The organism is Pseudooceanicola nanhaiensis DSM 18065 (assembly GCF_000688295.1).
In the GTDB taxonomy this organism is placed as follows: domain Bacteria; phylum Pseudomonadota; class Alphaproteobacteria; order Rhodobacterales; family Rhodobacteraceae; genus Pseudooceanicola; species Pseudooceanicola nanhaiensis.
Map to the genome: position 1 here is coordinate 161,237 of NZ_JHZF01000011.1, position 24,777 is coordinate 186,013.

19 protein-coding genes are annotated in these 24,777 nt (G+C 69.4%); 12 read left to right on the top strand and 7 right to left on the bottom strand.

The annotated features are described in order from the left end of the window. Window positions 1–7 precede the first annotated feature (7 nt). From nirB to Q344_RS0101740, 4 genes are read left to right on the top strand one after another with little or no spacing between them, the layout of a single operon-like run. A complete protein-coding gene (gene nirB / locus Q344_RS0101725; protein ID WP_028285126.1) occupies window positions 8–2,437 on the top strand; it encodes a nitrite reductase large subunit NirB in 2,430 nt (809 codons plus the stop codon). Further along, the gene (gene nirD, locus Q344_RS0101730) at window positions 2,434–2,763 is read left to right on the top strand and encodes a nitrite reductase small subunit NirD (protein WP_028285127.1); all 330 of its coding nucleotides are present in this window, start codon (window positions 2,434–2,436) and stop codon (window positions 2,761–2,763) included. Before nirB ends, nirD begins: the two co-directional genes overlap by 4 nt. Then, the gene (locus Q344_RS0101735) at window positions 2,760–5,378 is read left to right on the top strand and encodes a nitrate reductase (protein ID WP_028285128.1); all 2,619 of its coding nucleotides are present in this window, start codon (window positions 2,760–2,762) and stop codon (window positions 5,376–5,378) included. The genes nirD and Q344_RS0101735 overlap by 4 nt, the downstream gene beginning before the upstream one ends. After that, a complete protein-coding gene (locus Q344_RS0101740) occupies window positions 5,375–6,331 on the top strand; it encodes a glycosyl transferase family protein (RefSeq protein ID WP_028285129.1) in 957 nt (318 codons plus the stop codon). The genes Q344_RS0101735 and Q344_RS0101740 overlap by 4 nt, the downstream gene beginning before the upstream one ends. A 103-nt stretch (window positions 6,332–6,434) precedes the next feature. On the opposite strand, the gene Q344_RS0101745 is transcribed toward Q344_RS0101740, so the two are convergent. The 4 genes from Q344_RS0101745 to Q344_RS0101760 all read right to left on the bottom strand — a co-directional run bounded on the left by Q344_RS0101745 (window position 6,435) and on the right by Q344_RS0101760 (window position 9,656). Next, a complete protein-coding gene (locus tag Q344_RS0101745; RefSeq protein ID WP_229669117.1) occupies window positions 6,435–6,635 on the bottom strand; it encodes a YjhX family toxin in 201 nt (66 codons plus the stop codon). A 147-nt stretch (window positions 6,636–6,782) separates the two neighbouring features. Beyond that, on the bottom strand, window positions 6,783–7,796 hold the full coding sequence (locus Q344_RS0101750) for a YcjF family protein (RefSeq protein WP_028285131.1): 1,014 nt from the start codon (window positions 7,794–7,796) through the stop codon (window positions 6,783–6,785). Next, window positions 7,789–8,244, bottom strand: coding sequence for a GNAT family N-acetyltransferase (locus Q344_RS0101755; RefSeq protein WP_028285132.1), 456 nt, complete (start codon window positions 8,242–8,244; stop codon window positions 7,789–7,791). Before Q344_RS0101755 ends, Q344_RS0101750 begins: the two co-directional genes overlap by 8 nt. Further along, window positions 8,241–9,656, bottom strand: coding sequence for a YcjX family GTP-binding protein (locus Q344_RS0101760; protein ID WP_028285133.1), 1,416 nt, complete (start codon window positions 9,654–9,656; stop codon window positions 8,241–8,243). Before Q344_RS0101760 ends, Q344_RS0101755 begins: the two co-directional genes overlap by 4 nt. A 93-nt stretch (window positions 9,657–9,749) precedes the next feature. On the opposite strand from Q344_RS0101760, the gene truA reads away from it, so the two are divergent. Continuing rightward, a complete protein-coding gene (truA, locus tag Q344_RS0101765) occupies window positions 9,750–10,517 on the top strand; it encodes a tRNA pseudouridine(38-40) synthase TruA (RefSeq protein WP_028285134.1) in 768 nt (255 codons plus the stop codon). On the opposite strand, the gene Q344_RS22885 is transcribed toward truA, so the two are convergent. After that, entirely contained in the window at window positions 10,493–11,470 is a 978-nt protein-coding gene (locus tag Q344_RS22885; protein WP_084178266.1) for a cation diffusion facilitator family transporter, read from the bottom strand. The two genes, truA and Q344_RS22885, sit on opposite strands and share 25 nt — an antisense overlap. Window positions 11,471–11,858: 388 nt before the next feature. On the opposite strand from Q344_RS22885, the gene ileS reads away from it, so the two are divergent. Continuing rightward, on the top strand, window positions 11,859–14,855 hold the full coding sequence (ileS, locus tag Q344_RS0101775) for an isoleucine--tRNA ligase (RefSeq protein ID WP_028285135.1): 2,997 nt from the start codon (window positions 11,859–11,861) through the stop codon (window positions 14,853–14,855). Window positions 14,856–15,371: 516 nt separating this feature from the next. After that, window positions 15,372–17,153, top strand: coding sequence for a sensor histidine kinase (locus Q344_RS22890; protein ID WP_051630198.1), 1,782 nt, complete (start codon window positions 15,372–15,374; stop codon window positions 17,151–17,153). Between the two features lie 13 nt (window positions 17,154–17,166). Here Q344_RS22890 and Q344_RS0101785 read toward each other — a convergent pair whose 3' ends face one another. Together Q344_RS0101785 and Q344_RS0101790 are read right to left on the bottom strand one after the other, a co-directional pair. Continuing rightward, a complete protein-coding gene (locus tag Q344_RS0101785; protein WP_028285136.1) occupies window positions 17,167–18,132 on the bottom strand; it encodes an aminotransferase class IV in 966 nt (321 codons plus the stop codon). A 63-nt stretch (window positions 18,133–18,195) separates the two neighbouring features. Continuing rightward, complete coding sequence (locus Q344_RS0101790; RefSeq protein ID WP_028285137.1) at window positions 18,196–18,954, bottom strand: DeoR/GlpR family DNA-binding transcription regulator; 759 nt, start codon at window positions 18,952–18,954, stop codon at window positions 18,196–18,198. A 273-nt stretch (window positions 18,955–19,227) separates the two neighbouring features. Here Q344_RS0101790 and glpD point away from each other — a divergent pair, with 273 nt between their 5' ends. Genes glpD through Q344_RS0101815 form a run of 5 tightly spaced genes read left to right on the top strand, consistent with a single transcriptional unit; the run spans window position 19,228 to window position 24,745 of the window. Further along, on the top strand, window positions 19,228–20,817 hold the full coding sequence (gene glpD / locus Q344_RS0101795) for a glycerol-3-phosphate dehydrogenase (RefSeq protein WP_028285138.1): 1,590 nt from the start codon (window positions 19,228–19,230) through the stop codon (window positions 20,815–20,817). A gap of 30 nt (window positions 20,818–20,847) precedes the next feature. After that, window positions 20,848–21,936, top strand: coding sequence for an ABC transporter ATP-binding protein (locus Q344_RS0101800; RefSeq protein ID WP_028285139.1), 1,089 nt, complete (start codon window positions 20,848–20,850; stop codon window positions 21,934–21,936). Window positions 21,937–21,948: 12 nt separating this feature from the next. Continuing rightward, complete coding sequence (locus Q344_RS0101805) at window positions 21,949–23,031, top strand: ABC transporter ATP-binding protein (protein WP_028285140.1); 1,083 nt, start codon at window positions 21,949–21,951, stop codon at window positions 23,029–23,031. Next, a complete protein-coding gene (locus tag Q344_RS0101810; RefSeq protein WP_028285141.1) occupies window positions 23,031–23,900 on the top strand; it encodes a carbohydrate ABC transporter permease in 870 nt (289 codons plus the stop codon). The genes Q344_RS0101805 and Q344_RS0101810 overlap by 1 nt, the downstream gene beginning before the upstream one ends. Next, on the top strand, window positions 23,900–24,745 hold the full coding sequence (locus Q344_RS0101815; RefSeq protein WP_028285142.1) for a carbohydrate ABC transporter permease: 846 nt from the start codon (window positions 23,900–23,902) through the stop codon (window positions 24,743–24,745). Before Q344_RS0101810 ends, Q344_RS0101815 begins: the two co-directional genes overlap by 1 nt. Window positions 24,746–24,777 lie beyond the last annotated feature (32 nt).

Sequence of the window (24,777 nt, forward strand, 5' to 3'; positions counted from 1 at the left end):
GGACGTCATGCAGAAACTGGTCGTCATCGGCGCCGGAATGGCCTCGGGCCGCGTCCTCGAGCACCTGTTCGAGGCGGACCCGGACGCCTACGAGGTCACGCTCTTCAACGCGGAGCCGCGCGGGAACTACAACCGGATCATGCTCTCCCCCGTACTCTCGGGCGAGAAGAGCTATGGCGAGATCGTCACCCATGATGACACGTGGTACGGCCGGAACGACGTGACCTGCCGCTTCGGCGAGAAGGTCGTCGCCGTGGACCGCGCCCGCAAGGTGGTGATCGGCGAGAACGGCGAGGTGCCATATGACAAGCTCGTCTTCGGCACCGGCTCGTCGGCCTTCATCATCCCGTGCCCCGGCCATGACCTGCCGGGCGTGGTGGCGTTCCGCGATCTCGAGGACACCTCGGCCATGACGGAGGCCTCCGCCCGCCCGGGCGCGAAGGCCGTGGTGATCGGCGGCGGGCTCCTCGGGCTCGAAGCCGCCGCCGCGCTGCGGCTGCGCGGGATGGAGGTGACGGTGCTGCACCTCATGGGCCACCTGATGGAGCGGCAGCTCGACGAGGCGGCGGGCTATCTGCTGCGCAAGGACCTCGAGCGGCGCGGGATCACCGTGATGACGCAGGCCTCGACGAAGGAGATCCGGGGGCAGGGCCGGGTGGAGCAGGTGGTGCTGGAGGACGGCACGGTGCTCGAGGCCGACATCGTGGTGATGGCCGTGGGCATCCGCCCGCAGGTGCAGCTGGCGAAGGAGGCCGGGCTGGCGGTCGGCCGCGCGATCCAGGTGGACGCGCAGATGCGGACCTCGGACCCGGACGTCTTCGCGGTCGGCGAATGCGTCGAGTTCGAGGGCCATCTCTTCGGCCTCGTCGCGCCCCTCTACGACCAGGCCAAGGTGCTGGCGAAGACGCTGCTGGACGAGGAGGAGACCTTCGCCGTCAAGGAGCTCTCCACCAAGCTCAAGGTCACCGGCTGCGACCTCTTCTCGGCGGGCGATTTCGCGGAAGGCGACAGCCGCGAGGACATCGTCTTCCGCGACCCCGCGCGCGGGGTCTACAAGCGGCTGGTGCTGGAGGACGACCGGCTGGTCGGCGCGGTCATGTACGGGGACACGGCGGACGGGAACTGGTTCTTCAGCCTCATCAAGGACGGCACCGACGTGTCCGGCATGCGCGACACGCTGATCTTCGGACCGGCCTACCAGGGAGGCGCCTCCGCGGACCCTCTCTCAGCCGTTGCAGCCTTGCCGGATGATGCGGAGATCTGCGGCTGCAACGGCGTGTGCAAGGGAACCATCGTGGCGGCCATCGAAGGGGGCGCCGGGGACCTGCCGTCGCTCAGGGCCAAGACCAAGGCCAGCGCCTCCTGCGGGACCTGCACGGGGCTGGTGGAGCAGCTTCTGGCCGTCACCCTCGGCGACGGCTACGCGGCCCCGGCGGCCCAGCCGGTCTGCGGCTGCTGCGACCTGACCCACGAGGAGGTCCGCCGCCTGATCAGGGCGAAGGAGCTGAAATCGCAACCGGCGGTCTGGCAGGAGCTGGGCTGGAAGACGGTCAACGGCTGCCATGTCTGCCGCCCGGCGGTGAACTTCTACCTGCTCGCCGACTGGCCGCTGGAGTACAGGGACGATCCGCAATCGCGCTTCGTCAACGAACGCAACCACGCCAACATCCAGAAGGACGGCACCTATTCCGTCATGCCCCGGATGTGGGGCGGGATGACCGACGCCAACGAGCTGCGCGCCATCGCCGACGCGGCCGAGAAATACGGCGCGGCGGTGAAGGTCACCGGCGGCCAGCGGATCGACCTGCTGGGCATCCGGAAAGAGGATCTGCCCGCGATCTGGTCCGATCTGAACGACGCGGGCATGGTCTCGGGGCACGCCTATTCCAAGGGGCTCCGGACGGTGAAGACCTGCGTCGGATCGGACTGGTGCCGTTTCGGGACGCAGGATTCGACCGGCCTCGGGATCAGGCTGGAAAAGCGGCTCTGGGGGTCCTGGACGCCGCACAAGGTCAAGCTCGGCGTCTCGGGCTGCCCGCGGAACTGCGCGGAGGCGACCTGCAAGGACATCGGGATCGTCTGCGTCGACTCGGGCTACCAGATCGGCGTCGGCGGCGCGGCGGGGATGGACGTGAAGGAGGTCGAGCGTCTTGCCGAGGCGGCGACCGAGGCCGAGGCGATCGACCTCGTCGTGGCCTTCGTCCAGCTCTACCGCGAGAACGCCAAGTACCTCGACCGGCCCTACAGGTGGATCGCCAAGGTCGGGCTCGACTGGGTGAAGGCGCAGGTGCTGGACCCGGAGGTCCGCGCGGGCCTCATCGCGCGCTTCGACATCTCGCAATCGGTCTATCAGCACGATCCCTGGGCCGATCACGTGCAGACCCGGCGTGCCGCCTATGCGCCGCTCGCCGACCTTTCTCTGGAGGCCGCGGAATGAGCTGGATCGACATCGGCGCACTGGAGGACGTGCCCCTCCGCGGCACCCGGCTGGTCAAGACGAAGCTGGGCTGCATCGGCCTTTTCCGCACCGGCGAGGCCGAGGTCTTTGCCGCCTCCAACACCTGCCCGCACAAGGGCGGGCCGCTGAACGAGGGGATCGTGCACGGCAGGCGGGTGACCTGCCCGCTGCACAACATGGTCTTCGACCTCGAGACCGGCGCCGCGCAGGGCGCCGACGAGGGCCGGATCGAGACCTTCCCGGTCCGGATCGAGGCGGGGCGCATCCTGCTCGACGTCACCGCGCTCGCCCGGAGCGCCGCGTGAGAGCCGCCACCCGCTCCACCTGCGCCTATTGCGGCGTGGGCTGCGGCGTGTTGCTGACCCCCGACGGGCACGGCGGGCTCGACGTGCAGGGCGATCCGGACCACCCCGCGAACCGGGGACGGCTCTGTTCCAAGGGCGCCGCGCTCGGCGAGACCGTGGGGCTCGACGAGCGGCTCCTCGCCCCGCGCCACCACGGCCGGGAGATCGGCTGGGACGCGGCTTTGCAAACCGTCGCCGACCGCTTTGCAAACACGATCGCGCGGCACGGGCCCGACAGCGTCGCCTTCTACGTCTCGGGCCAGCTCCTGACCGAGGATTACTACGTCGCCAACAAGCTGATGAAGGGCTTCATCGGCTCGGCCAACATCGACACGAATTCCCGCCTCTGCATGGCCTCGACCGTTGCGGGCCACCGCCGCGCCTTCGGGACGGACACGGTGCCCGGGACCTACGAGGATCTGGACGAGGCCGACCTCGTGGTGCTCGTGGGCTCCAACCTCGCCTGGTGCCACCCGGTGCTCTACCAGCGGGTGCTGGCGGCGCGGGCCGCGCGCGGGACGAGCATCGTCGTGATCGACCCCCGGAGGACCGCGAGCTGCGAGCAGGCGGACATGCACCTCGCGCTGGCCCCCGGCAGCGACGTGGCGCTCTTCAACGCCCTGCTGGTGGCGCTCCGGGAGGGCGGGGCGCTCGACGAGGGGTTCCTGCGGCATGTCGAGGGGTTCGACGACACGCTGGAGGCGGCGCTCGCGGACGATCCCGCGAAGACGGGGCTGTCGGCGGAGGAGATCGACGCCTTCTGCCGGATGTGGATGGGGACGGAGCGCGTCGTCACCGTGTTCTCGCAGGGCGTGAACCAGAGCGCGCAGGGCAGCGACAAGGTCAACGCGATCCTCAATTGCCACCTCGCCACGGGCCGGATCGGGCGGCCCGGCATGGGCCCCTTCTCGGTCACCGGCCAGCCCAATGCCATGGGCGGGCGCGAGGTGGGCGGGCTGGCGAACACGCTGGCCTGCCATCTCGAGCTGGAGGACCCCGCGCACCGCGCCGCCGTGCAGGCGTTCTGGGAGAGCGGGCCGCTGCCGCAGGCGCCGGGCCTGAAGGCGGTCGAGATGTTCCGCGCCGTGGGGCGGGGCGACATCAGGGCGCTCTGGATCATCCACACCAATCCCGCCGTCTCGATGCCCGACGCCGACGCGGTGAAAGCGGCCATCGCGGGCTGCGACTTCGTCGTGGTGAGCGACGTGACCGGCGCGACCGACACGGCGCGGCTGGCCGACATGCTGCTGCCCGCCACCGCCTGGGCAGAGAAGGACGGCACCGTCACCAATTCCGACCGCACGATCTCGCGCCAGCGGGCGGTCCTGCCCGCCCCGGGCGCGGCGCGTCCCGACTGGGCGATCCTCGCCGAGGTCGGCCGCCGGATGGGCTTCCATGCCGCCTTCGATTACGCGGGCCCGGCGGAGATCTTCCGGGAATACGCCGCGCTTTCGGGGATCGCCGCGCAGATGGGGCGCGATTTCGACATCTCCGGGCTGGGCGCCCTCGACGAGGCGGGCTATGCCGCGCTGCCGCCGACCCGCTGGCCGGTGAGCCCGGGGCGCAGCGGCGGGCGCTTCTTCGGCGACGGGCGGTTCTTCCACCCGGGCGGCAAGGCCCGGATGCTCCCCGTCACGGCCCGGCCCCCCGCCGCCAGGGTCGGCCGGCGCTATCCGTTCCGCCTGAACACCGGCCGGATCCGCGACCAGTGGCACACGATGACGCGGACCGGGCTCTCTCCCCGCCTCTCGGCGCATCTGGCGGAGCCGTTCCTCGACCTCCATCCCGAGGATGCCGCCCGGCTGAAGGTCTCCGCCGCCGACCTCGTCCGGGTGAAAAGCCCCGAGGGGCAGGCGATCCTGCGCGCCCGGATCACCCGCGACGTCGCCCCGGGGCAGGTCTTCGCGCCGATGCACTGGACCGGAGAGACCGCGCCCTCCGCCCGGATCGACGCGCTCGTCGCCGCCGTCACCGACCCGGTGTCGGGCCAGCCCGAAAGCAAGGCCGCCGTCGCCGCGGTCGAGCGGTTCGACGCGGCGTGGTACGGCTTCGCCGTCTCCGCCACGCCGCTCGCGCCGGAGGCCGAGTACTGGGCCCGCGCCCGCACCCCCGCCGGCTGGCGGGCGGAGCTCGCAGGCCGCGCCCCGGTCGCCGACTGGGAGGCCGAGGCGCGCCGCCTTTTCGGACTGCCCGACGCGCCCCTCCAGTCGCTCATGGACGCCCGCCGGGGCTCCGCGCGGCTCGCCTTCCTCGATGGCGACCGGCTGATCGCGGCGCTCTTCGTCTCGCGCGCCCCGGTCGCGGTGATGCGCGACTACCTCGTCACCCTGCCCGGCACGGCCGTGCCCGAGGCGCTGACCGGGCGCACCCCGGCCGACCGGCCGGACCCGGGGCCGGTGCTCTGTTCCTGCTTCGGCGTGGGGGTGAACACGATCCTCACCGCCGTCGAGACGCAGGGGCTGATGAGCGTCGACGCCGTGGGGCAGGCGTTGCAGGCCGGGACGAATTGTGGATCCTGTCGCTCGGAGATCGCGGGCCTGATCGCCCGCGCGCAGACGAAGGAAGCCGCCGAGTGAGCCTTGCCACCCACGTCCGCACCCTGGGAAGGGGCCCCGGCCGCTCCCGCTCGCTGACGCGGGAGGAGGCGGCCGAGGCCATGGCGCTGATGCTCTCGGGCGCGGCCGAGCCCGAGGCGGTCGGCGCGCTCCTGATGCTGCTGCGGATGAAGGGCGAGACGGCGGAGGAGATCGCGGGCTTCACCGAGGCGGCGCAGGGTGCCCTGCCGGACCTGGGGCCGGTGGACCTCGACTGGCCGAGCTATGCCGCCGGGCGGACCCGCGGGCTGCCGTGGTTCCTGCTCTCGGCCCGGCTGGTGGCGGAGGCGGGGCATCGGGTGCTGCTCCACGGCTGGAACGGGCCGGACGGGGCGGTGCGCGACGGGCTGGCCCGGGCCGGCATCGCGGTGGCCGAAGGGCCCGAGGCCGTGCCCGCGCTGCTCGACCGGGACCGGATCGCCTATCTGCCGCTCGAGACGCTGTCGCCCGCCATCTTCCGGCTGCTTGGGCTGCGGCCGGTCTTCGGGCTGCGCTCCTGCATCAACACGACCTGCCGGATGCTGAACCCGGCCCGCGCGGCGGCTTCGGTGCAGGGGGTGTTCCATCCGCCCTACCGGCTGCTGCAATCGGACGCGGCGCGGCTGCTCGGCTGGCGGGCGCTGACCGTCATCAAGGGCGGCGGCGGCGAGTTCGAGCGGCATCCGACGAAGGAGATCGCGCAGTTCGGGCTGCGGGACAGCGCGGCGTGGGAGGCCCCGGCGCCGGCTTTGATGGCGGACACGCGAAGGCTCAACGACGGCCAGGAAGACCCGGGCCTGCTGACGGCGCTCTGGCAGGGCGATCTGCGGGACGCGTTCGCCGAGGCCGTGGTGACCGGCACCGCGGCGCTCGCCCTCGACACGCTGGGCGTGGCCGGGCCGGAGCAGGCGGCGCGCGAGCTCTGGGCCGCGCGCACCCGCTCGCGCGCGGCCTGAGACCGCCCCCGGGACGAACCGGGAGCCGCCGGGGGGCGGAGCCATGGCACCGGCGGGATGGCGCGCCCCGGAGCCGCCGGGCCACGCGCCATGCCGCCTCCCGTCATTCCCTGTTGTCCGCCTGCGCCCGGACCGAGCGGCGGCCGGGCGCCGTGATCCGGCAGGGCCCCGCGTTCCGCGACCCGGTGAGCCGCCGGCGCCGGAGCTTCGCGACGAGCTTGAGGGTGCAGTCGACCGGCAGGCTGCCGTCGCGGATGAAGCAATCCTCCGCGACAAGCCGCCCGTTGGAACCACGTGGATGCAAGTCAGGGATCGCGCCGTTTGCCGCGGGCGATCCTCGTGTCCGTCCCGGCGGGACGGTCAGTGCGTCTGCACAAGCTCCGGCATCTGCAATTCCCGTCTCGGGGTCAGGAGAGACGACTTTCCGCCCGGCGGCCGCGACCGTAAAGCCTCAGCCGTCGCTGCGGCCGAAGAGACCCGTCAACGCCCGCTGGATGATGCCCGCGACCGAAGGGCGGCGCTTGGCGGTGAAGGGCAGGGGGCGGCAGACCTCCATCGCGGCGACACCGACACGGGCGGTCAGCGCGCCGTTCACCACCCCCTCGCCGAAGCGGCGGGAGAGGCGGGCGAGCAGCGTGCCGCCGAGGACCGAGCCGATGGTGTCGTCGCCGACCGCAACCGCGCCGGTGGCGACGAGATGGGTCATCACCGCGCGGGTGAGCCGCCATGAGCCGAGGGTGCCGGAGCGGCCGCCGTAGATCTCGGCGATCCGGCGGATCATCCGCAGGTTCGAGGTCAGCGCCGTCGCCACGTCCGCCAGCGCCAGGGGCACCACGGCGGTCACGGTGGCGACCTGCCGGGCGGCGGCCTCGACCTCGCGCAGGGCAGCGGCATCGAGGGGGGCCAGAAGCTCGGTCTCGGCAAGGCCCAGCACGGCGGCGGCGTCGAATTGTTCACCCTCGCGTTCGCGGAAGCGTTCCAACCCCCATTTCAGCTCGTCCCGGCCCGCGTAGAGCGCGCCGAGGCGTCCGGCCAGGGCGCGCGCGCGCTTGAGATCGGCCGCGACGAGCACCGCCTCGGCCTCGGAATGGAGCTGGTCCATGCGCGAGAGGCGCGAGAAGGCAGCGATCTCCTTCACGACGATGGCAAGGCAGACCAGCAGGAAGACGGCGATCAGCAGCGTGACGGCATAGCCGAGAAGCGGGTAGGCGGCGATCAGCCCCACGACCGCCTGCCAGGCGGCGATGGAGATGAAGGTCGCGAGCAATGCCCCGGCGAGGCTCCAGAACCACCGCGCGAGGCGCGAGGGTTTGCGGGCGGCGAGCACCGCCACGGTCTGCATCGCCCGGCCCTCGGGGCGCGGCGCGGGATCGGGCACCGGGGGCGCCTCGCCGGGGCCAGGGGCCTCGGTGCTGCCGTCGAGGTCGATCAGGACCGGGCCGCGGCGTCTTTCCTCGTCAGCCATGAAGCGCATTCCTTTCCCAGACGAACCGGATGTCCGGCAATCCCTCGTCGTTTCCCCGCCCGTCGGTGCGGTCCGCTTCCCGGAACCCGCGGGCCTGGTAGAAGCCGCGCGCGGTCCGGTTCGCCTGGAAACACCAGAGTGAAAGGCGGTCCGCCTCGGCCTGCGCCGCCGCGATCAGCCGCGTGCCGATGCCGCGGCCCCGCGCGCCGCGGGCGAGGTAGAGCGCATGGATCTCCTCTCCCTGCCGGGCAAGGAAGCCCGAGACCGCGCCCGCATGTTCCGCCACGATGGTCCAGCCGCGGTCGATGAGCGTTTCGGCAAACGCCACCTCCTCGGCGCGGGAATGGATGCGGGGCATCCACTCCGTCTCGTCGATGAAACCCGAGAGGATCCCCGCGACGCTCCCCGCGTCGAGCGGGCGGGCCGGGCGCAGCAGAAGCTCGCTCACAGCCGGTCCCCGATCAGGAACTGCGCCGCCCGGTCAAGCCGGATGTGCGGCGGGCCCTCGCCGGGTTTCAGCCGCAGGGGCGCGGGGGCGAAGGCCATCACGTTGTAATCGGCGTCGAGCCAGTGTTCGGCCAGCGACCGGGCGGGGTTCAGCAGGCGCTTCGGATCCTCGGGCAGCTCGCCCGGATAGAGCGCGGCCTGCCGCCCGGTGGAGAGGAGCCGGCCGCGGACGCAATCGACCTCGGCCCCGTTGTGGCTGACGGTTTCCTCCACCGTGGCGCGGAGGGCGGCGATGGACATCGCCGCGGTCTCGGCCCCGGCGAAGGCCGCGCGGTCGGAGGCGTCGCGCAGCAGCGCCTCCATGATCGCGGTGAGGCGTCCGTGCTGGGTGTGATGCAGGTGGTCGGCCTTGGTGGCGGCGAAGAGGATCTTCTCGACCCGCTTGCCCATCAGGAGGCTCGTCAGGAAGCGGTTCCGACCGGGCCGGAAGGCGCCGAGGATGTCGGCCATGGCGCGGCGCAGCTCCTCGACCGCCTGCGGGCCGCCGTGGATTGCCGAGAGCGCGTCCACCAGCACCACCTGCCGGTCGATGCGGGAGAAATGGTCGCGGAAGAACGGCTTGACCACCCGGTCCTTGTAGGCCTCGAACCGCCGCTCCATCTCGCGCCAGAGGCCCTTGCGGGGGGCGTTCTCCTCCACCGGCAGGGGGGCGAAGGTGAGCGCGGGAGAGCCCTCCATCTCGCCCGGCAGCAGGAACCGGCCCGGGGTGATGTCGGCATGGCCCGCCTCGCGCGCGGCGACGAGGTAGGCCTTGTAGGCGTCCGACAGGGCGCGGGCGTCGGGTTCTTCCCATGTCTCGCGGCCCCGCGCGGCGTCGGCGGCGGCGAGGAAGTCGCGCGCCTCGTCGCGCTTCTCGGCCCAGTCGAGCACGTCGCGGGACCACTTGGCGTAGCTTTTTTCCAGCAGCCCGAGGTCGAGCAGCCATTCGCCGGGGTAATCCACGATGTCGAGGTGGATCGTGCGCGGCCCGGAGAATCCGCCGAGCAGTCCGGTGGGCCGGACCTTCAGTGACAGCCGCAGCTCCGAGACGGTGCGCGTGCTCTCGGGCCAGAACGGCTCGGCCGCGGTGATCGCGGCGAGGTGGGTCTCGTAATCGAAGCGCGGGATCGTGTCGTCGGGCTGGGGCTGCAGGTAGGCGGTCACGATCCGGCCGTCGGCCTGGGCCACCAGCTGGGTCATCCGCGCGCGGTCCATCAGGTTCGCGACCAGCGAGGTGATGAAGACCGTCTTGCCCGACCGCGCGAGGCCCGTCACGCCCAGCCGGATGACGGGTTCGAAGAAGGTGCCCGAGATCGAATCCCCGACAGCCTCGACCCGGCGGGTCACCCCTTCGGCCAATGCGCCTATCACCACGTGCCTGTCCCGTTCCTGCCTGTGCCTTTCGGCACAAGATAGAGGCGGGCGGCGGCACTTGCCAGTGCGGGGGGCGCACGGTAACCGATTGGGATGCCGCGCTACGCCCTGAAGATCGAATACCACGGAGCCCCCTTCGCCGGATGGCAGAGGCAGGCGGACCAGCCCTCGGTGCAGGGCGCGGTGGAGGCGGCGCTTGCGCGGCTTGAGCCCGGGGAGCACAGGATCGCTGCGGCGGGCCGGACCGATGCGGGGGTGCATGCGACGGGGCAGGTGGCCTCGTTCGACCTTGCGAAGGGGTGGGATCCGTTCCGGCTGTCCGAGGCGCTGAACTATCACCTCAAGCCGCAGCCGGTGGCCGTGGTGGCAGCTGCGCGGGTGGCCGATGACTGGCACGCGCGGTTCACGGCGGTGGAGCGGCGGTATGTCTTCCGCCTGTTGATGCGCCGCGCCCCCGCGACCCATGACGCGGGGCTCGTGTGGCAGGTGAAGCAGCCGCTGGACGTCGCGCCGATGCGGGAGGCGGCGGCGCACCTGATCGGCAAGCACGATTTCACCACCTTCCGCAGCTCGATCTGCCAGGCGGCGAGCCCGGTGAAGACGCTGGACGAGATCACCATCGAGGAGGTCGCGGGCTTCTCGGGCCCCGAGCTGCGGTTCTTCCTGCGGGCGCGGTCGTTCCTGCACAACCAGGTGCGCTCCATCGTCGGCACGCTGGAGCGCGTCGGCGCCGGGGCCTGGGCGCCCGGCGACGTGAAGACGGCGCTGGAGGCCGCGGACCGTGCGGCCTGCGGGCCGGTCTGCCCGCCGCAGGGGCTCTACCTGGCGGGTGTGGGTTACCCCGAGGATCCCTTCGGCTGACCGGGGGCCGCGGGGGGCACGCCGATGCCGAAGGGCGCGCCGCTCTGGCTCTCCTTCGCCTGCGCCTCGATGAAGACATGCATGACTTCGGGGAAGGTCTCGCGGATCCGCGTCTCGAGCCGTGAGACCGTCGCCTCCACATCGGCAAGCGAGGCGGTGTCGCGGAAATCGAGGCTGATGTTGGCGAGCACGTTCTGCGGCCCGAGGTGGATCGTCCGCAGCTCGTTCAGCCCCGCGACGCCCGGCTCCTCGCCGATCATTTCGCGGATCGCGTGGCGCGTCTCGCGGGTGGCGGCCTCGCCGATCAGCAGGCTGCGCGTCTCGTAGGCGAGCCCCGCCGCGGCCAATGCCAGCACCACGGCGATTCCGATGGAGGCCGCGCCGTCGGCCGTGTGCCAGCCGAGATGCTGGGACAGGAGCAGGCCGATCATCGCGATGACGAGGCCCAGCAGGGCGGCGCTGTCCTCGAAGAGCACGGTGAAGGTGGTCGGGTCCTTCGAGCGCCGGATCGCCTGCCAGAGCGAGCGCCCGCCACGGGTCTTGTTGAAGGCGCGGAGGGCGACGATCCAGGCCGCGCCCTCGAAGAGGATCGCGAAGCCGAGAACCACGTAGTTGATCGTGTAGCTGGTGATCGGCTCGGGGTGCAGGATGTGCTGGACGCCTTCGTAGAACGAGATGCCGGAGCCCAGGCCGAAGATCAGGATGGCGACGACGAAGGACCAGAAATAGACCTCCATCCCGTAGCCGAAGGGGTGGACCTCGTCCGGGGCGCGGCGCGACCGGCTCAGTCCGAGCAGCAGGAGGCCCTGGTTGCCGGTGTCCACGACCGAGTGGATCGCCTCGGACAGCATCGCGGAGGAGCCGGTATAGGCCGCGGCGATGAACTTGGTGACCGCGATGGCCGCGTTTCCGGCGAGTGCCGCGTAGATGACGAGCTTCGAGTCACCGGCCATGGGGGGATCCTTCGTTCGGGTCGGGTGCGGTCAACCGGCACAGGGCGCGGCGGTTCCGCCCGGGAGCCTAGCGCGGGGGCGGGTCGGGCGCCAGACGAGGTGTGGCGGGCGCTCGATCCCCGGCGCGCGGCGGGGCAGGACGGGCGATACGGCCCCCCCTGCGTTGCCCGCAACGCGCGAGATGCCGGTCGAGGCGCGGCCGCGACCTCCCGCCTCTGGACCCTCGTGACCTCGGCGCGTATAAGCCGCCCCATGGTCCGGGACGTGGCGCATATCCATCGAATTAGCCGCCCGGCGGCCTGACAGCTCGTCGGGACGCCGGGACAAGGCGCATGGGAGCGCCCGCGCCGCTTTCCCCCTCACATCGCGACAAGACGAAGGACCGGACATGTCCGCCGAGACACCCGACTACAAAGACACGCTCAACCTGCCGAAAACCGATTTCCCGATGCGCGCGGGGCTTCCCAAGCGGGAACCCGAATGGCTCGACCGCTGGGCGAGGATCGGCGTCTACGACCGCCTGCGCGAGAAGGAGGGCCGCACGCCCTTCACGCTCCACGACGGCCCGCCCTATGCCAACGGCCACCTCCACATCGGCCATGCGCTGAACAAGATCCTCAAGGACATGATCGTCCGCTCCCGCCAGATGATGGGGCATGACGCGCGCTACATCCCCGGCTGGGACTGCCACGGCCTGCCGATCGAGTGGAAGATCGAGGAGCAGTACCGCGCCAAGGGGCTCGACAAGGACAAGGTCGACGTCGTCGACTTCCGCCAGGAATGCCGCAAGTTCGCGGAGGGCTGGGTCGATATCCAGCGCGAGGAGTTCCAGCGCCTCGGGATCACCGGCAACTGGGCCGAACCCTACCTGACGATGAACTTCCACGCCGAGCGGGTGATCGCCGAGGAATTCATGAAATTCCTGATGAACGGCACGCTCTACCAGGGCTCGAAGCCGGTCATGTGGTCGCCCGTCGAGGAGACCGCGCTGGCCGAGGCCGAGGTCGAGTACCACGACAAGGAAAGCCCCACCATCTGGGTGAAGTTCCGCGTCGCCGAGTTCGAGCTGCCGGACATCGTCCTGTCGGACGAGGAGGCGACCGACGAGAGCCGCGAGGCGGTGGCCGCGGCCGAAGAGAAGGTGTCGGCCGACCTGACCGGCGCCCATGTGGTGATCTGGACCACGACGCCCTGGACCATCCCGTCGAACAAGGCGGTGGTCTATGGCGAGGAGATCGCCTACGGCCTCTACGAGGTCACCGGCACGCCCGAGGAATGCTGGGCCGAGGTGGGCGACCGCTTCATCCTGGCCGACAACCTCGCCGCCGAGGTGATGGGCCGCGCGCGGCTGGAAGAGGGCCAGTACCGCCGCCTCCGCGACGTGCGCCATTCGCAGCTGGCCGGCATGCGCCTGAGCCACCCGCTCGCCGGCGCCGAGGGCGGCGATGGCGAATGGGACGACCTGCGCGACTTCCGCGCGGCCGAATTCGTGACCGACACCGAGGGCACCGGCTTCGTGCATTGCGCGCCGTCCCACGGGATGGAGGAATACGAGCTCTACCGCGACCTCGGGATGCTCGAACAGGTCATCACCTACAACGTGATGGACGACGGCTCCTTCCGCGCGGACCTGCCGTTCTTCGGCGGCAAGCGCATCCTGCGCGCCAAGGCCAAGAACGGGAGCTGGGAGGGCGACGCCAACGCCGCCGTCATCGCCAAGCTGACCGAGGTCGGCGGGCTGCTGGCGCGGGGCCGCATCAAGCACTCCTATCCGCATTCCTGGCGCTCCAAGGCGCCGGTGATCTACCGCAACACGCCGCAATGGTTCGCCGCGATCGACAAGCCGGTCGGCGACGGGCAGGACGAGAACGGCACGACCATCCGCGAGCGCGCGCTGACCTGCATCGACAAGGTGGAATGGACCCCGAAATCGGGCCGCAACCGCCTGCATTCGATGATGGAGGCGCGGCCCGACTGGGTGCTCTCGCGCCAGCGGGCCTGGGGCGTGCCGCTCACCTGCTTCGTGAAGAAGGGGGCGCTGCCGACCGATCCCGGGTTCCTTCTGCGCGACGAGGCGGTCAATGCCCGCATCGCCGAGGCCTTCGAGGCCGAGGGCGCGGATGCGTGGTATCTCGAGGGGGCCAAGGAGCGGTTCCTCGGGGCCGACCACGACCCGGCGGAATGGGAGCAGGTCTTCGACATCCTCGACGTGTGGTTCGACAGCGGCTCGACCCACGCCTTCGTGCTGCGCGACCGCGCCGACGGGACCGAGGACGGGATCGCGGACGTCTACCTTGAAGGCACCGACCAGCACCGCGGCTGGTTCCATTCCTCGCTCCTGCAATCGGTCGGCACCACCGGCCACGCGCCCTACCGCGCCGTCGTGACCCACGGGTTCACGCTGGACGAGAAGGGCAACAAGATGTCGAAGTCGCTCGGCAACACCATCCTCCCCGAGGAGGTGGTGGAGCAATACGGCGCGGACATCCTGCGGCTCTGGGTGGCGCAGGCGGACTTCACCGCCGACCAGCGGATCGGGCCGGAAATCCTGAAGGGCGTGGCCGACGGCTACCGGCGGCTCCGGAACACGATGCGCTTCCTGCTGGGCTCCCTGAGCGATTTCCGCGAGGAGGACCGTGTCGCGCCCGAGGACATGCCCGAGCTGGAACGCTGGGTGCTGCACCGGCTGGCGGAGCTCGATGAGCGGGTCCGGACAGGCTATGAGAGCTACGATTTCCAGGGCGCCTTCCAGGCGGTCTTCAACTTCGCGACGATCGAGCTCTCGGCCTTCTACTTCGATATCCGCAAGGACGCGCTCTATTGCGACGGCGAGACGCTGCGGGCGAAATCCGCGCGCACGGTGCTGGATCTGCTGTTCCACCGGCTCACGACCTGGCTCGCGCCGATCCTCGTCTTCACGATGGAGGAGGTCTGGCTGGAGCGCTTCCCGGGCGAGGACAGCTCGGTCCACCTGACCGACATGCCCGAGACGCCCGCTTCCTGGCGCGACCCGGCGCTGGCGGAGAAATGGGCGCAGGTCCGGGCCGCGCGGCGCGTGGTCACGGCAGCGCTCGAGGTGCAGCGGACCGACAAGGTCATCGGCGCCTCGCTGGAAGCGGCTCCGGTGGTCCATGTCGAGGACGCGGCGATGCGCGAGGCGCTGCAATCGGTGGCCTTCGAGGATGTCTGCATCACCTCGGACATCACGCTGACCGGCGATCCGGCGCCGGCCGAGGCCTACCGCCTGCCGGAGGTCCCCGGGGTCGGTGTGGTCTTCGAGAAGGCCGACGGCGAGAAGTGCCAGCGCTGCTGGAAGATCCTGCCGGACGTCGGCACGCACCGGCATCCGGGCGTCTGCGGACGCTGCGACGAGGCCCTGGGCTGACCCTCGGGCGGCGCGTGATGGCGGATTGAAGAGGGCGGGGGAGACCCCGCCCTTCTTGTTTCGGGCTCGCAATATATCAGGCAATGAATGCGTTTCGGATCGGGAATGACGTGATCCGATCGCCGTTTTGTACAATCCGACTGCCGGACAGTCGGGGAGGGCAGGGCACGGGCCTGCAAAAAGCGCAGTGGCGGCGATGTGTTTCCCGGCATGGCGGAGATGCTTTGCCTGTGCTTTTCTTTTTGCGGGCAAAATCCGGGCGGATCCTGCGGATTTGACCGCCCCCGGTGTCACCGTCCTGCGGGGGTGCGGAAACAATCTTTAAGCATGAAACATATTGTCCATCCCAGATTCATTCAGCATTTGCAACGTGTTACACATAGGCGCCTGTTCTCTTCCCGCGTGCCATAGCCCCTTGACCGTGGCGGCGCCGCAAATTGATAAAGCTCCTGATAGTCTTGCTTCGCCTCGGCGAGTATTTTCACCGGTCAGTCGGGGTCTGGAATGAGTTGCCTTTTGTCGTATCAGAGTGATCGCCTGCTGTTTCCGATCCTCGGCATTGCGGCCTCCGCGGTTCTGGTTCTGCTCTGGCTGCTCCGGTACAACGATTTCGATGGAAAGCGCGATTTCGCGATCGCCTTCGTCGCGATGCTCTGGTGGCTGCTCGCCGGCAGCCGCGAGGTCACGGTGCAGGCGGTCGAGTGCAAGGCGCTCTGGGCCAGCATCTCCTGGCCCGGCCTCGCGCTGGTTCCGGTCGCCTGGTGCTTCTTCGTTTCGACCTACCTGCGCGGCGGCCCCTGGATCGGGGAGCGGCTGCGCGACGTGGTGATGATCACCGTGCCCCTTCTGGCCGGCGCCCTCGCCCTGACGAACCCGTGGCACGGCCTGTTCTACAGCCCGGGCTCGACGCTCGACCCGGCCACGGGGCAGGTGGACTACGACCACGGGCCGCTCTTCTACCTCATGGTCGTGGTCACCTATCCCTTCGTCTTCATCGCGCTCGGCACGACGCTGCTGGCCTTCAAGGGCGCCGCGCCGCGCATCTGGCCGTTCCTCGCGATGCTGGTCCTCGTGACGCTGATCCCCTTCATCGCCAATGCCGCCTATGTCTTCGCGGACTTCACCGTGGCCGGGTTCGACCCGACGCCGCTGACCTTCGCGCTGGCGCTGGTGGTCTTCTCGTGGCTGCTGGCAAACAACCGGATGATGGACAAGGCCGCGCTCGGGCGTGACGTCCTCTATTATACCTCGAGCGAGCCGGTTCTCGTGGCCGACACCAACCGCCGTGTCGTTGCCTGCAATCGGGCGGGCCGGGCGGTGTTGTTCGCCACGCCGCCGGCACCGGGAAACGAGGAGGGCGTCCTGCAGGCGCCCGTCCTGGACGTTATCGAGGGGCTGTCGCAGACGGTGTCCGAGCTGAAGGGCGGCATTGTCGAGATCGGCAACCGCATCTTCGAGCCGCGCGCGGTGCAGGTGCGCGGGCCGATCCGCAGGTATGACCGGATCCTCGGCTGGAGCATCAGCTTCATCGACATCACGGAACGCGAACGGCAGGCGCAGGCGCTGCGCAAGGCGCTGGCCGAGGCCGAGGCGGCGATCGAGGCGAAGGACGAGTTCATCGCGGTGGCCAGCCACGAGCTGCGCACGCCGATGACCTCGCTTCGGGGCGGGGTGGACCTGCTGCTGAGCGGCGTTCTGGGCGAGTTCCCCGAGACCGCGCGCCAGATCCTCGAGCTCGTGCGGCGCAACGGCGACCGGCTGTCCGAACTGATCGAGGCGCTGCTCGACCTGCAGGCGATCGAGAACGGCGCGCTGCGCCACGACCCCGCGCCCACGGACATGCGCGCCCTGATGGCCGAAGCGGTCGAGGAGCACCGTGTGATTGCCGACGCGCAGGGCGTCCGGCTGGAGCTGGTGCCGGGACCGGCGCAGAACGTGATCCACGTGGACGGCCTTCGGCTGCGCCAGATCATCGACAACATGCTGTCGAACGCGGTCAAGTTCTCGGAACCCGGCGGCCGGGTCCGCTGCTACGTCGATTTCGCGGAGTGCGGGGTGCGGCTGTCGGTCGAGGACGAGGGCATCGGCATCCCGGCCGGCGCGGAAGAGGTGGTCTTCGGACGCTTCACCCAGCTCGACCGCGGCTCGACGCGCAAGGCGGACGGGCTGGGGCTCGGCATGAACATCTCGCGCCGGCTGGCCCAGCACATGGGCGGACGGCTGGCCTACGAGCCGGCGCCCGGGGGCGGTACGGTCTTCCATCTGGACCTGCCCGCCGTGCCACCGCAGGCGGCCTGACCCGGCCCGTGGCTCAGGGCTGGGTGCGGCTGTCCGCCGGGGCCGCCCGGCGGGCCGACTGGGCCGCCACGTCCTGCGCCACCATCTCCTTGTAGAGCCGCTGGATCTCGGCCGTGACGGGGCGTTCGCCCGAGCCGATCGGCTTGCCGTCGATCTCGGCCACCGGGGTCTGGGCGCCGAAGGTGCCGGTCAGGAAGGCCTCGGAGGCGCCGTAGGCCTCGTAGAGCGAGAAGTTCTTCTGGTGGATCGGGATGCCGTTCTGCTCGCAGAGTCGGATCACGTTGGCCCGGGTCACCCCGTTCATGCAGTAATCGCCCGTCGAGGTCCAAACCTCGCCCCGCCGGACGATGAAGAAGTTGCAGGCGTTGGTCGTGTTCACGAAGCCATGCGGGTCCAGCATCAGCCCCTCGTCGGCGCCCGCCTGTTCGGCCTGCAGGCAGGCGATCACGCAGTTCAGCTTGGAATGGCTGTTGAGCTTCGGATCCTGGCTCATCGGCAGGCCGCGGACCTGCGGCACGGTGGCAAGCCGGATGCCGCGGGACTGGAGCGCGTTCACCGGCTTCGAATGCTCCATGATGATCACCAGCGTCGGCCCCGACCTGCTGAGGCCCGGGTGCTGGAAGGGCTTCGCCTTGACCCCGCGGGTCAGCATCAGGCGGCAGTGGACGTCGGTTTCCATCCCGTTCGCCTGCGCGGTCTTCTCCAGGGCGGCACGGATGCCGTCGCGGTCCATCCCGACATCGAGGCTCACGCTCCGGCAGCTGTCGAAGAACCGGTCCATATGCGCGTCGAAGAAGGCCCATTCGCCGTCATAGAGGCGCATTCCCTCCCACATGCCGTCGCCCAGCAGGAAGCCGCTGTCGTAGACCGAGACCCTGGCCTCGTCCCGGTGCACCAGTTCGCCGTTCACGTAGATCAGGATATCGCGGTTCCGCGCGTCCTCGTCGGCGTCGTGGGTGGTGTGGGCGCTCTCTGGCATGGGGGCTCCTGGGTTGCTCGGCCGGAGGCTGGCAGCTCGCCCGGGATTGTCAACGAGGCAGGCTCAGGCGACCACGACCTGCGTGCCCCATTCCTCGCAAGAGGCGGCAAGCTCGGCGGTCAGCGGCCGGTCGGTGAAAAAGGTGTCGATCTGCGCGAGCGAGGCGATCCGCGCGGGGGCGGAGCGCGTGAACTTGGAATGGTCGGCCACGAGGAAGGTCCGCCGCGACTGCCGGATGATCGCCTGGCTGACGCCGACCTCCTGGATGTCGAAATCGAGGAAATCTCCGTCCCGGTCCAGTGCGGAGCAGCCGATCACGGCAAGGTCGAACTTGAACTGCCGGATCGTCTCGGAGGCGAGGTTGCCGACGAGCCCGCCGTCGGCGCGCCGCAGGTTGCCCCCGGTCACGAAGATCTCGCAATCCGGGTTGGCCACGAGGATGTTCGCGACGTTCATGTTGTTGGTCACGACCATCAGGTTGCGGCGCCGGACGAGCTCCTGCGCGACCGCCTCGGTGCTGGTGCCGATGTTGAGGAAGAGCGAGATGTCGTCGGGGATCCGCGCGGCGCAGGCCCGGGCGATGGCCGCCTTGGCCTCGGGGTTGAGCGAGCGGCGCTCCTCGTAGCCGATGTTGATCGTGCCGGAGGGCAAAACAGCGCCGCCGTGGACCCGCTCGAGCCGACCGGCATCGGCGAGCTCGGTGAGATCGCGGCGGATGGTCTGCAGCGTCACGCCGAAATGCGCCGCGAGCCCCTCGACGGTGACCTTGCCGTCGCGGCGGACGATTTCGAGGATCTCGGGCTGGCGGAAGGTCTGCGACATCGGGCTTTCGTGTGTTTTCGCCAAGCTGTCAGGTTTGCGCGCTGCGAACAAGCTTGGCCGCCCGGAGCAGGGGCGGGGGGCCTGCGGCTGTTGCGGTGCAGCACGGCAACGAAGGGTGTCGCGCCAGCGCGCATGTGCGAAGCGAACAAGGGTATGGCCATATCTTTCATGGATTTGCGGCGAAACGAACAGAAACGAAAATAAACCATTGCCGAACCGCGTGCGCTTTGCGATAAATCGCAAATGGAGTGAGTCAGGGGGCTCTGTGTGCACATGGCCGAGGCCGGCATCACCGACATCTTCGTCATCGGCGGCGGCATCAACGGATGCGGCATCGCGCGGGACGCGGCGGGGCGGGGCCTCTCCGTCCGGCTGGCCGAGATGGGCGATCTGGCCTCCGCGACCTCCTCGGCCTCGACGAAGCTGTTCCACGGCGGTCTGCGCTACCTCGAGTATTTCGAGTTCCGGCTGGTCCGCGAGGCGCTGATCGAACGCGAAGTGCTGCTGAACATGATGCCGCATATCTCCTGGCCGATGCGTTTCGTGCTGCCCTACCACCGCGGCATGCGCTTCGATGCCTCGGCGCCGGCCTCGCGGCTGCTGGCCGCGGCGATGCCCTGGATGAAGGGGCGGCGGCCCGACTGGCTGATCCGGCTCGGGCTCTTGATGTACGACACGCTCGGCGGGCGGAAAATCCTGCCCGCGACGAAGGTGCTGGACCTTGACGACAGCCCCGAGGGGCGGCCGCTCAAGCCCGAGTTCCACAAGGCCTTCGAATATTCCGACTGCTGGGTCGAGGATTCCCGGCTTGTCGTGCTGAACGCCCGGGACGCGGCGGCGCGCGGGGCGCATGTGATGACCCGCACCCGGGTGATCGAGGCCGCGCCCGAGGACGGGCACTGGCGGATCGAGACCGAGAACACCGAGACCGGCGCGCGGCGGACGCATCACGCGCGGGTCCTCGTCAACGCGGGCGGGCCGTGGGTCGCGGACGTCCTGCGCCACAAGGTCCGGGTGAACGCCAGCGCCGGGGTCCGGCTGGTGCGCGGCTCGCATATCGTGACCCGGCGGCTCTTCGAGCACGACAAGTGCTACTTCCTGCAGGGCGCCGACGGGCGGATCATCTTCGCGATCCCCTACGAGACCGACTTCACGCTGATCGGCACCACGGATGTGGAGCACGCGGATCCGGACAGCGCGCCGGTCTGCACGCCCGAGGAACAGCGCTACCTGCTCGATTTCGCGAACCGTTACCTGCGGGATCCGATCTCGGAGGACGACATCGTCTGGACCTATTCCGGCGTCCGGCCGCTCTACGACGACGGCGCCTCCAGCGCCACGGCGGCGACGCGGGACTACACGCTGACGATGGACAGGGCGGGCGGTGCGCCGGTGCTGAACGTCTTCGGCGGCAAGATCACCACCTATCGGCGGCTCGCCGAAAGCGCGATGGAGAAGATCGGCGCGCATTTTCCCGGCATGCCCGGCCCCTGGACCAGGGGCGCCGTGCTGCCGGGCGGGGATTTTCCGGTCGGCGAGGTCGCGGACCTGATGGCGCGGCTCGGGCAGGACTATCCCTTCCTGACGGATTTCTGGGCGCGGCGGCTGATCCGGGCCTACGGCACCGACGCCTGGCGGCTCCTCGGCGATGCCAGGAGCGCCGCCGATCTGGGGGAGGCGTTCGGTGCAACCTTGACGGGTGCAGAGATCGAGTGGCTCATGTCACATGAATATGCCCGCACCGCCGAGGACGTGATCTGGCGGCGCAGCAAGCTGGGCCTGCGGCTGAGCGACGGGGAGGTCGCGCGGCTGGAGGCCTGGATGGCGGACCGGAGGCAGGCGCTGCCGGCGGCGGCGGAATAGGAACGACTGGCCCGAGGGAGGAGGACCCCGATGGCTCTGGAACTGAAAGGTGTCGCGAAGTCGGTGGAGGGGCAGACCCACATCCACCCGACCGACCTGACGCTCGAGGGCGGCACGATGAACGTGCTGCTCGGGCCGACGCTTGCGGGCAAGACCTCGCTGATGCGGCTGATGGCGGGGCTCGACGTGCCCTCGGAAGGCCGGGTGTTCTGGAACGGCACGGACGTGACCGGCGTGCGGGTGCAGGACCGTGGCGTCGCCATGGTCTACCAGCAGTTCATCAACTACCCGACGATGAGCGTCTACGAGAACATCGCCTCGCCGATGCGGCTGATGGGCGTGAACCGGGTCGACCTCGACCGCCGGGTCCGCGAGACCGCCGAGATGCTGAAGCTGACGCCGATGCTCGACCGCAAGCCGCTGGAGCTGTCGGGCGGCCAGCAGCAGCGCTGCGCGCTGGCCCGCGCGCTGGTGAAGGACGCGGGGCTGGTGCTGCTCGACGAGCCGCTCGCGAACCTCGATTACAAGCTGCGCGAGGAGTTGCGGGTCGAGATCCCGCGGATCTTCGAGGCGTCGGGCGCGATCTTCGTCTATGCCACGACCGAGCCCGAGGAGGCGCTCCTTCTCGGCGGCAACACCGCCACGCTCTGGGAGGGCCGGGTGACCCAGTTCGGACCCACGGCGCAGGTCTATCGCCGGCCCGTGGATGCGACCACCGCGCGCGTCTTCAGCGATCCGCCGATGAACTTCCTGCAGGTGTCGAAGACCGGCGCCCGTCTGATGTTCGGCGACGGGCAGAGCGCGCCGGTCTCCGGCCGGCTGGCTGATCTTCCGGACGGGCGCTACACCGCCGGGTTCCGCCCCAACCACCTCGAGATCCGCCAGCACAGCGCCGAGGCGCTGCGCTTCACCGCGCGGCTGAGCGTGACCGAGCTGACCGGGTCCGAGACCTTCGTGCATCTCGACCACCACGGCGAGCCCTGGGTCGGCGTGGTGCACGGCGTGCACGACCTGCCCCTGGGCGAGGAGATCCCGGTCTGGCTCGATCCGCGGCACGTCTACATCTTCGGCGCCGGAGGCGAGCTGATCGTGCCCGCCGCCTATGCGCTGGCAGCCTGAGGGGAGGGGAGAATGGCCAAGATCACACTCGACAACCTCGCGCATTCCTACCTGCCCCATCCGAAGGGCGAGGCGGATTTCGCGCTGAAGGAGCTGAACCACGATTGGGAGGACGGCGCGGCCTATGCGCTGCTCGGCGCCTCGGGCTGCGGCAAGTCCACGCTGCTGAACATCATCTCGGGGCTGCTGGTGCCCACGCAGGGACGCATCCTCTTCGACGGAAAGGATGTCACCGCGGCGCCGACGGCCGCGCGCAACATCGCGCAGGTGTTCCAGTTCCCGGTGGTCTACGACACGATGAGCGTGCGCGACAACCTGGCCTTCCCGCTTCGCAACCGGGGTCGGGACGAAGCCTATGTCGCGGAACGGGTTCAGGAAATCGCGCGGATGATCGGCATGGAGGACATGCTCGACCGCAAGGCGCGGGGTCTGACGGCGGATGCCAAGCAGAAGATCAGCCTGGGCCGCGGGATGGTGCGCAAGGACGTGAACGCACTGCTGTTCGACGAGCCGCTGACGGTGATCGACCCGCACATGAAATGGGAACTCCGGACCCAGCTCAAGAAGCTGCACGACGATTTCGGGCACACGATGATCTACGTCACCCACGACCAGACCGAGGCGCTGACCTTCGCCGACAAGGTCGTCGTGATGCATGACGGGCGCGTGGTCCAGATCGGCACGCCGGAAGAACTGTTCGAAAGGCCCGAGCACACCTTCGTCGGCTATTTCATCGGCTCGCCGGGCATGAACGTGATCCCGGCGCGGGTCGAGGGGAACCGGGCCTATATCGACGGATCCCACGTCGAGCTGGCGCATGGCTACGGTCCGCTCGGCGGCAAGGTCGAGATCGGCATCCGGCCCGAATATGCGCGGCTCTCCCGCACGGAGGGGTTGCCCGTGAAGGTCCGCCGCGTCGAGGATGTCGGCCGCCACAAGATCATCCGGGCCGAGTTCTTCGGCCACGAGATCAACGTCATCGCCGGCGAGGACGAGGCCATCGGCCCGGACATGACCCGGGTGAGCTTCGATCCCGGGCGCGTGAACGTCTACGCCGACGACTGGCGCGTCGCGCCGCAGGGGAGGGCCGCGTGATGGACAAGACACCGAACAACAAGGCGTGGTTCCTCGTCCTGCCGGTGGCGGTGCTGGTGGCCTTCTCGGCGGTGATCCCGCTGATGACGGTCGTGAACTACTCGGTGCAGGACACCTTCGGCGGCAACCAGTTCTTCTGGGTCGGCCTCGAATGGTACGAGGAGATGCTGCATTCCGAACGGATGTGGAACGCGCTTGGCCGGCAGCTGGCCTTCTCGGCGATCATCCTCGCGATCGAGGTGCCGCTCGGCGTCTTCGTCGCGCTCAACATGCCGAAACGGGGCTTCTGGGCCAGCTTCTGCCTCGTGCTGATGTCCCTGCCGCTGCTGATCCCGTGGAACGTGGTCGGCACGATCTGGCAGATCTTCGGCCGGGTGGACATCGGGCTTCTGGGCCACACGCTCGCCGCGCTCGGGATCGAGTACAATTACACGCAGGACGCGGTGGCGGCCTGGGTCACCGTCATCGTGATGGACGTCTGGCACTGGACCTCGCTGGTGGCGCTGCTGGCCTATGCCGGGCTGCAATCCATCCCCGACGCCTATTACCAGGCCGCGAAGATCGACCAGGCGAGCCGCTGGAAGGTCTTCCGCTACATCCAGCTGCCCAAGATGGCCGGCGTGCTGATGATCGCGATCCTGCTCAGGTTCATGGACAGCTTCATGATCTACACCGAGCCCTTCGTGGTCACCGGCGGCGGCCCCGGCAACGCGACGACATTCCTGTCGATCGACCTCGTCAAGATGGCGCTCGGTCAGTTCGACCTCGGCCCGGCGGCGGCCTTCTCGATCATGTATTTCCTCGTGATCCTGCTGATCTCCTGGGTGTTCTACACCGTCATGACCAATCTCGACCGGGAGGGGCGCTGATGACCGATCTCGCCGTGAACGCGCCCGCCAGCCGCACCCGTGGCCGGGTGAACGGGAAGGCCCTTGTGATGGGGCTCTACCTCACCTTCCTGCTGCTGCCGATCTACTGGCTCGTGAACATGAGCCTGAAGACCAATGCCGAGATCCTCGGCACCTTCTCGCTCTGGCCGCAGAACCCCACGCTGGCGAATTACCGGACGATCCTGACCGATCCGTCGTGGTACATGGGCTACGTCAACTCGCTGATCTTCGTGGTGATGAACACCGTGATCTCGGTCCTCGTGGCGCTTCCGGCGGCCTATGCCTTCAGCCGCTACCGCTTCCTCGGGGACAAGCACTTCTTCTTCTGGCTGCTGACCAACCGGATGGCCCCGCCCGCGGTCTTCGCGCTGCCGTTCTTCCAGCTCTATTCCTCGGTCGGGCTCTTCGACACCCATATCGCGGTGGCGCTGGCGCATTGCCTCTTCAACGTCCCGCTCGCCGTCTGGATCCTCGAGGGCTTCATGCGCGGCGTGCCGAAGGAGATCGACGAGACCGCCTATATCGACGGCTATTCCTTCCCGCGGTTCTTCGTGCGGATCTTCATGCCGCTGATCTCGTCCGGGATCGGGGTCGCGGCATTCTTCTGCTTCATGTTCTCCTGGGTCGAGCTCTTGCTGTCGCGGACGCTGACCAGCGTGGAGGCCAAACCCATTGCCGCGACGATGACCCGCACGGTCTCGGCCTCGGGGCTCGACTGGGGCGTGCTGGCGGCGGCGGGGGTGCTGACCATCGTGCCCGGCGCGCTCGTGATCTACTTCGTGCGGAACTACATCGCCAAGGGCTTCGCCCTGGGGAGGGTGTGATGGGGCGCGCGATGCAGAGCGAAGGGTTGCGC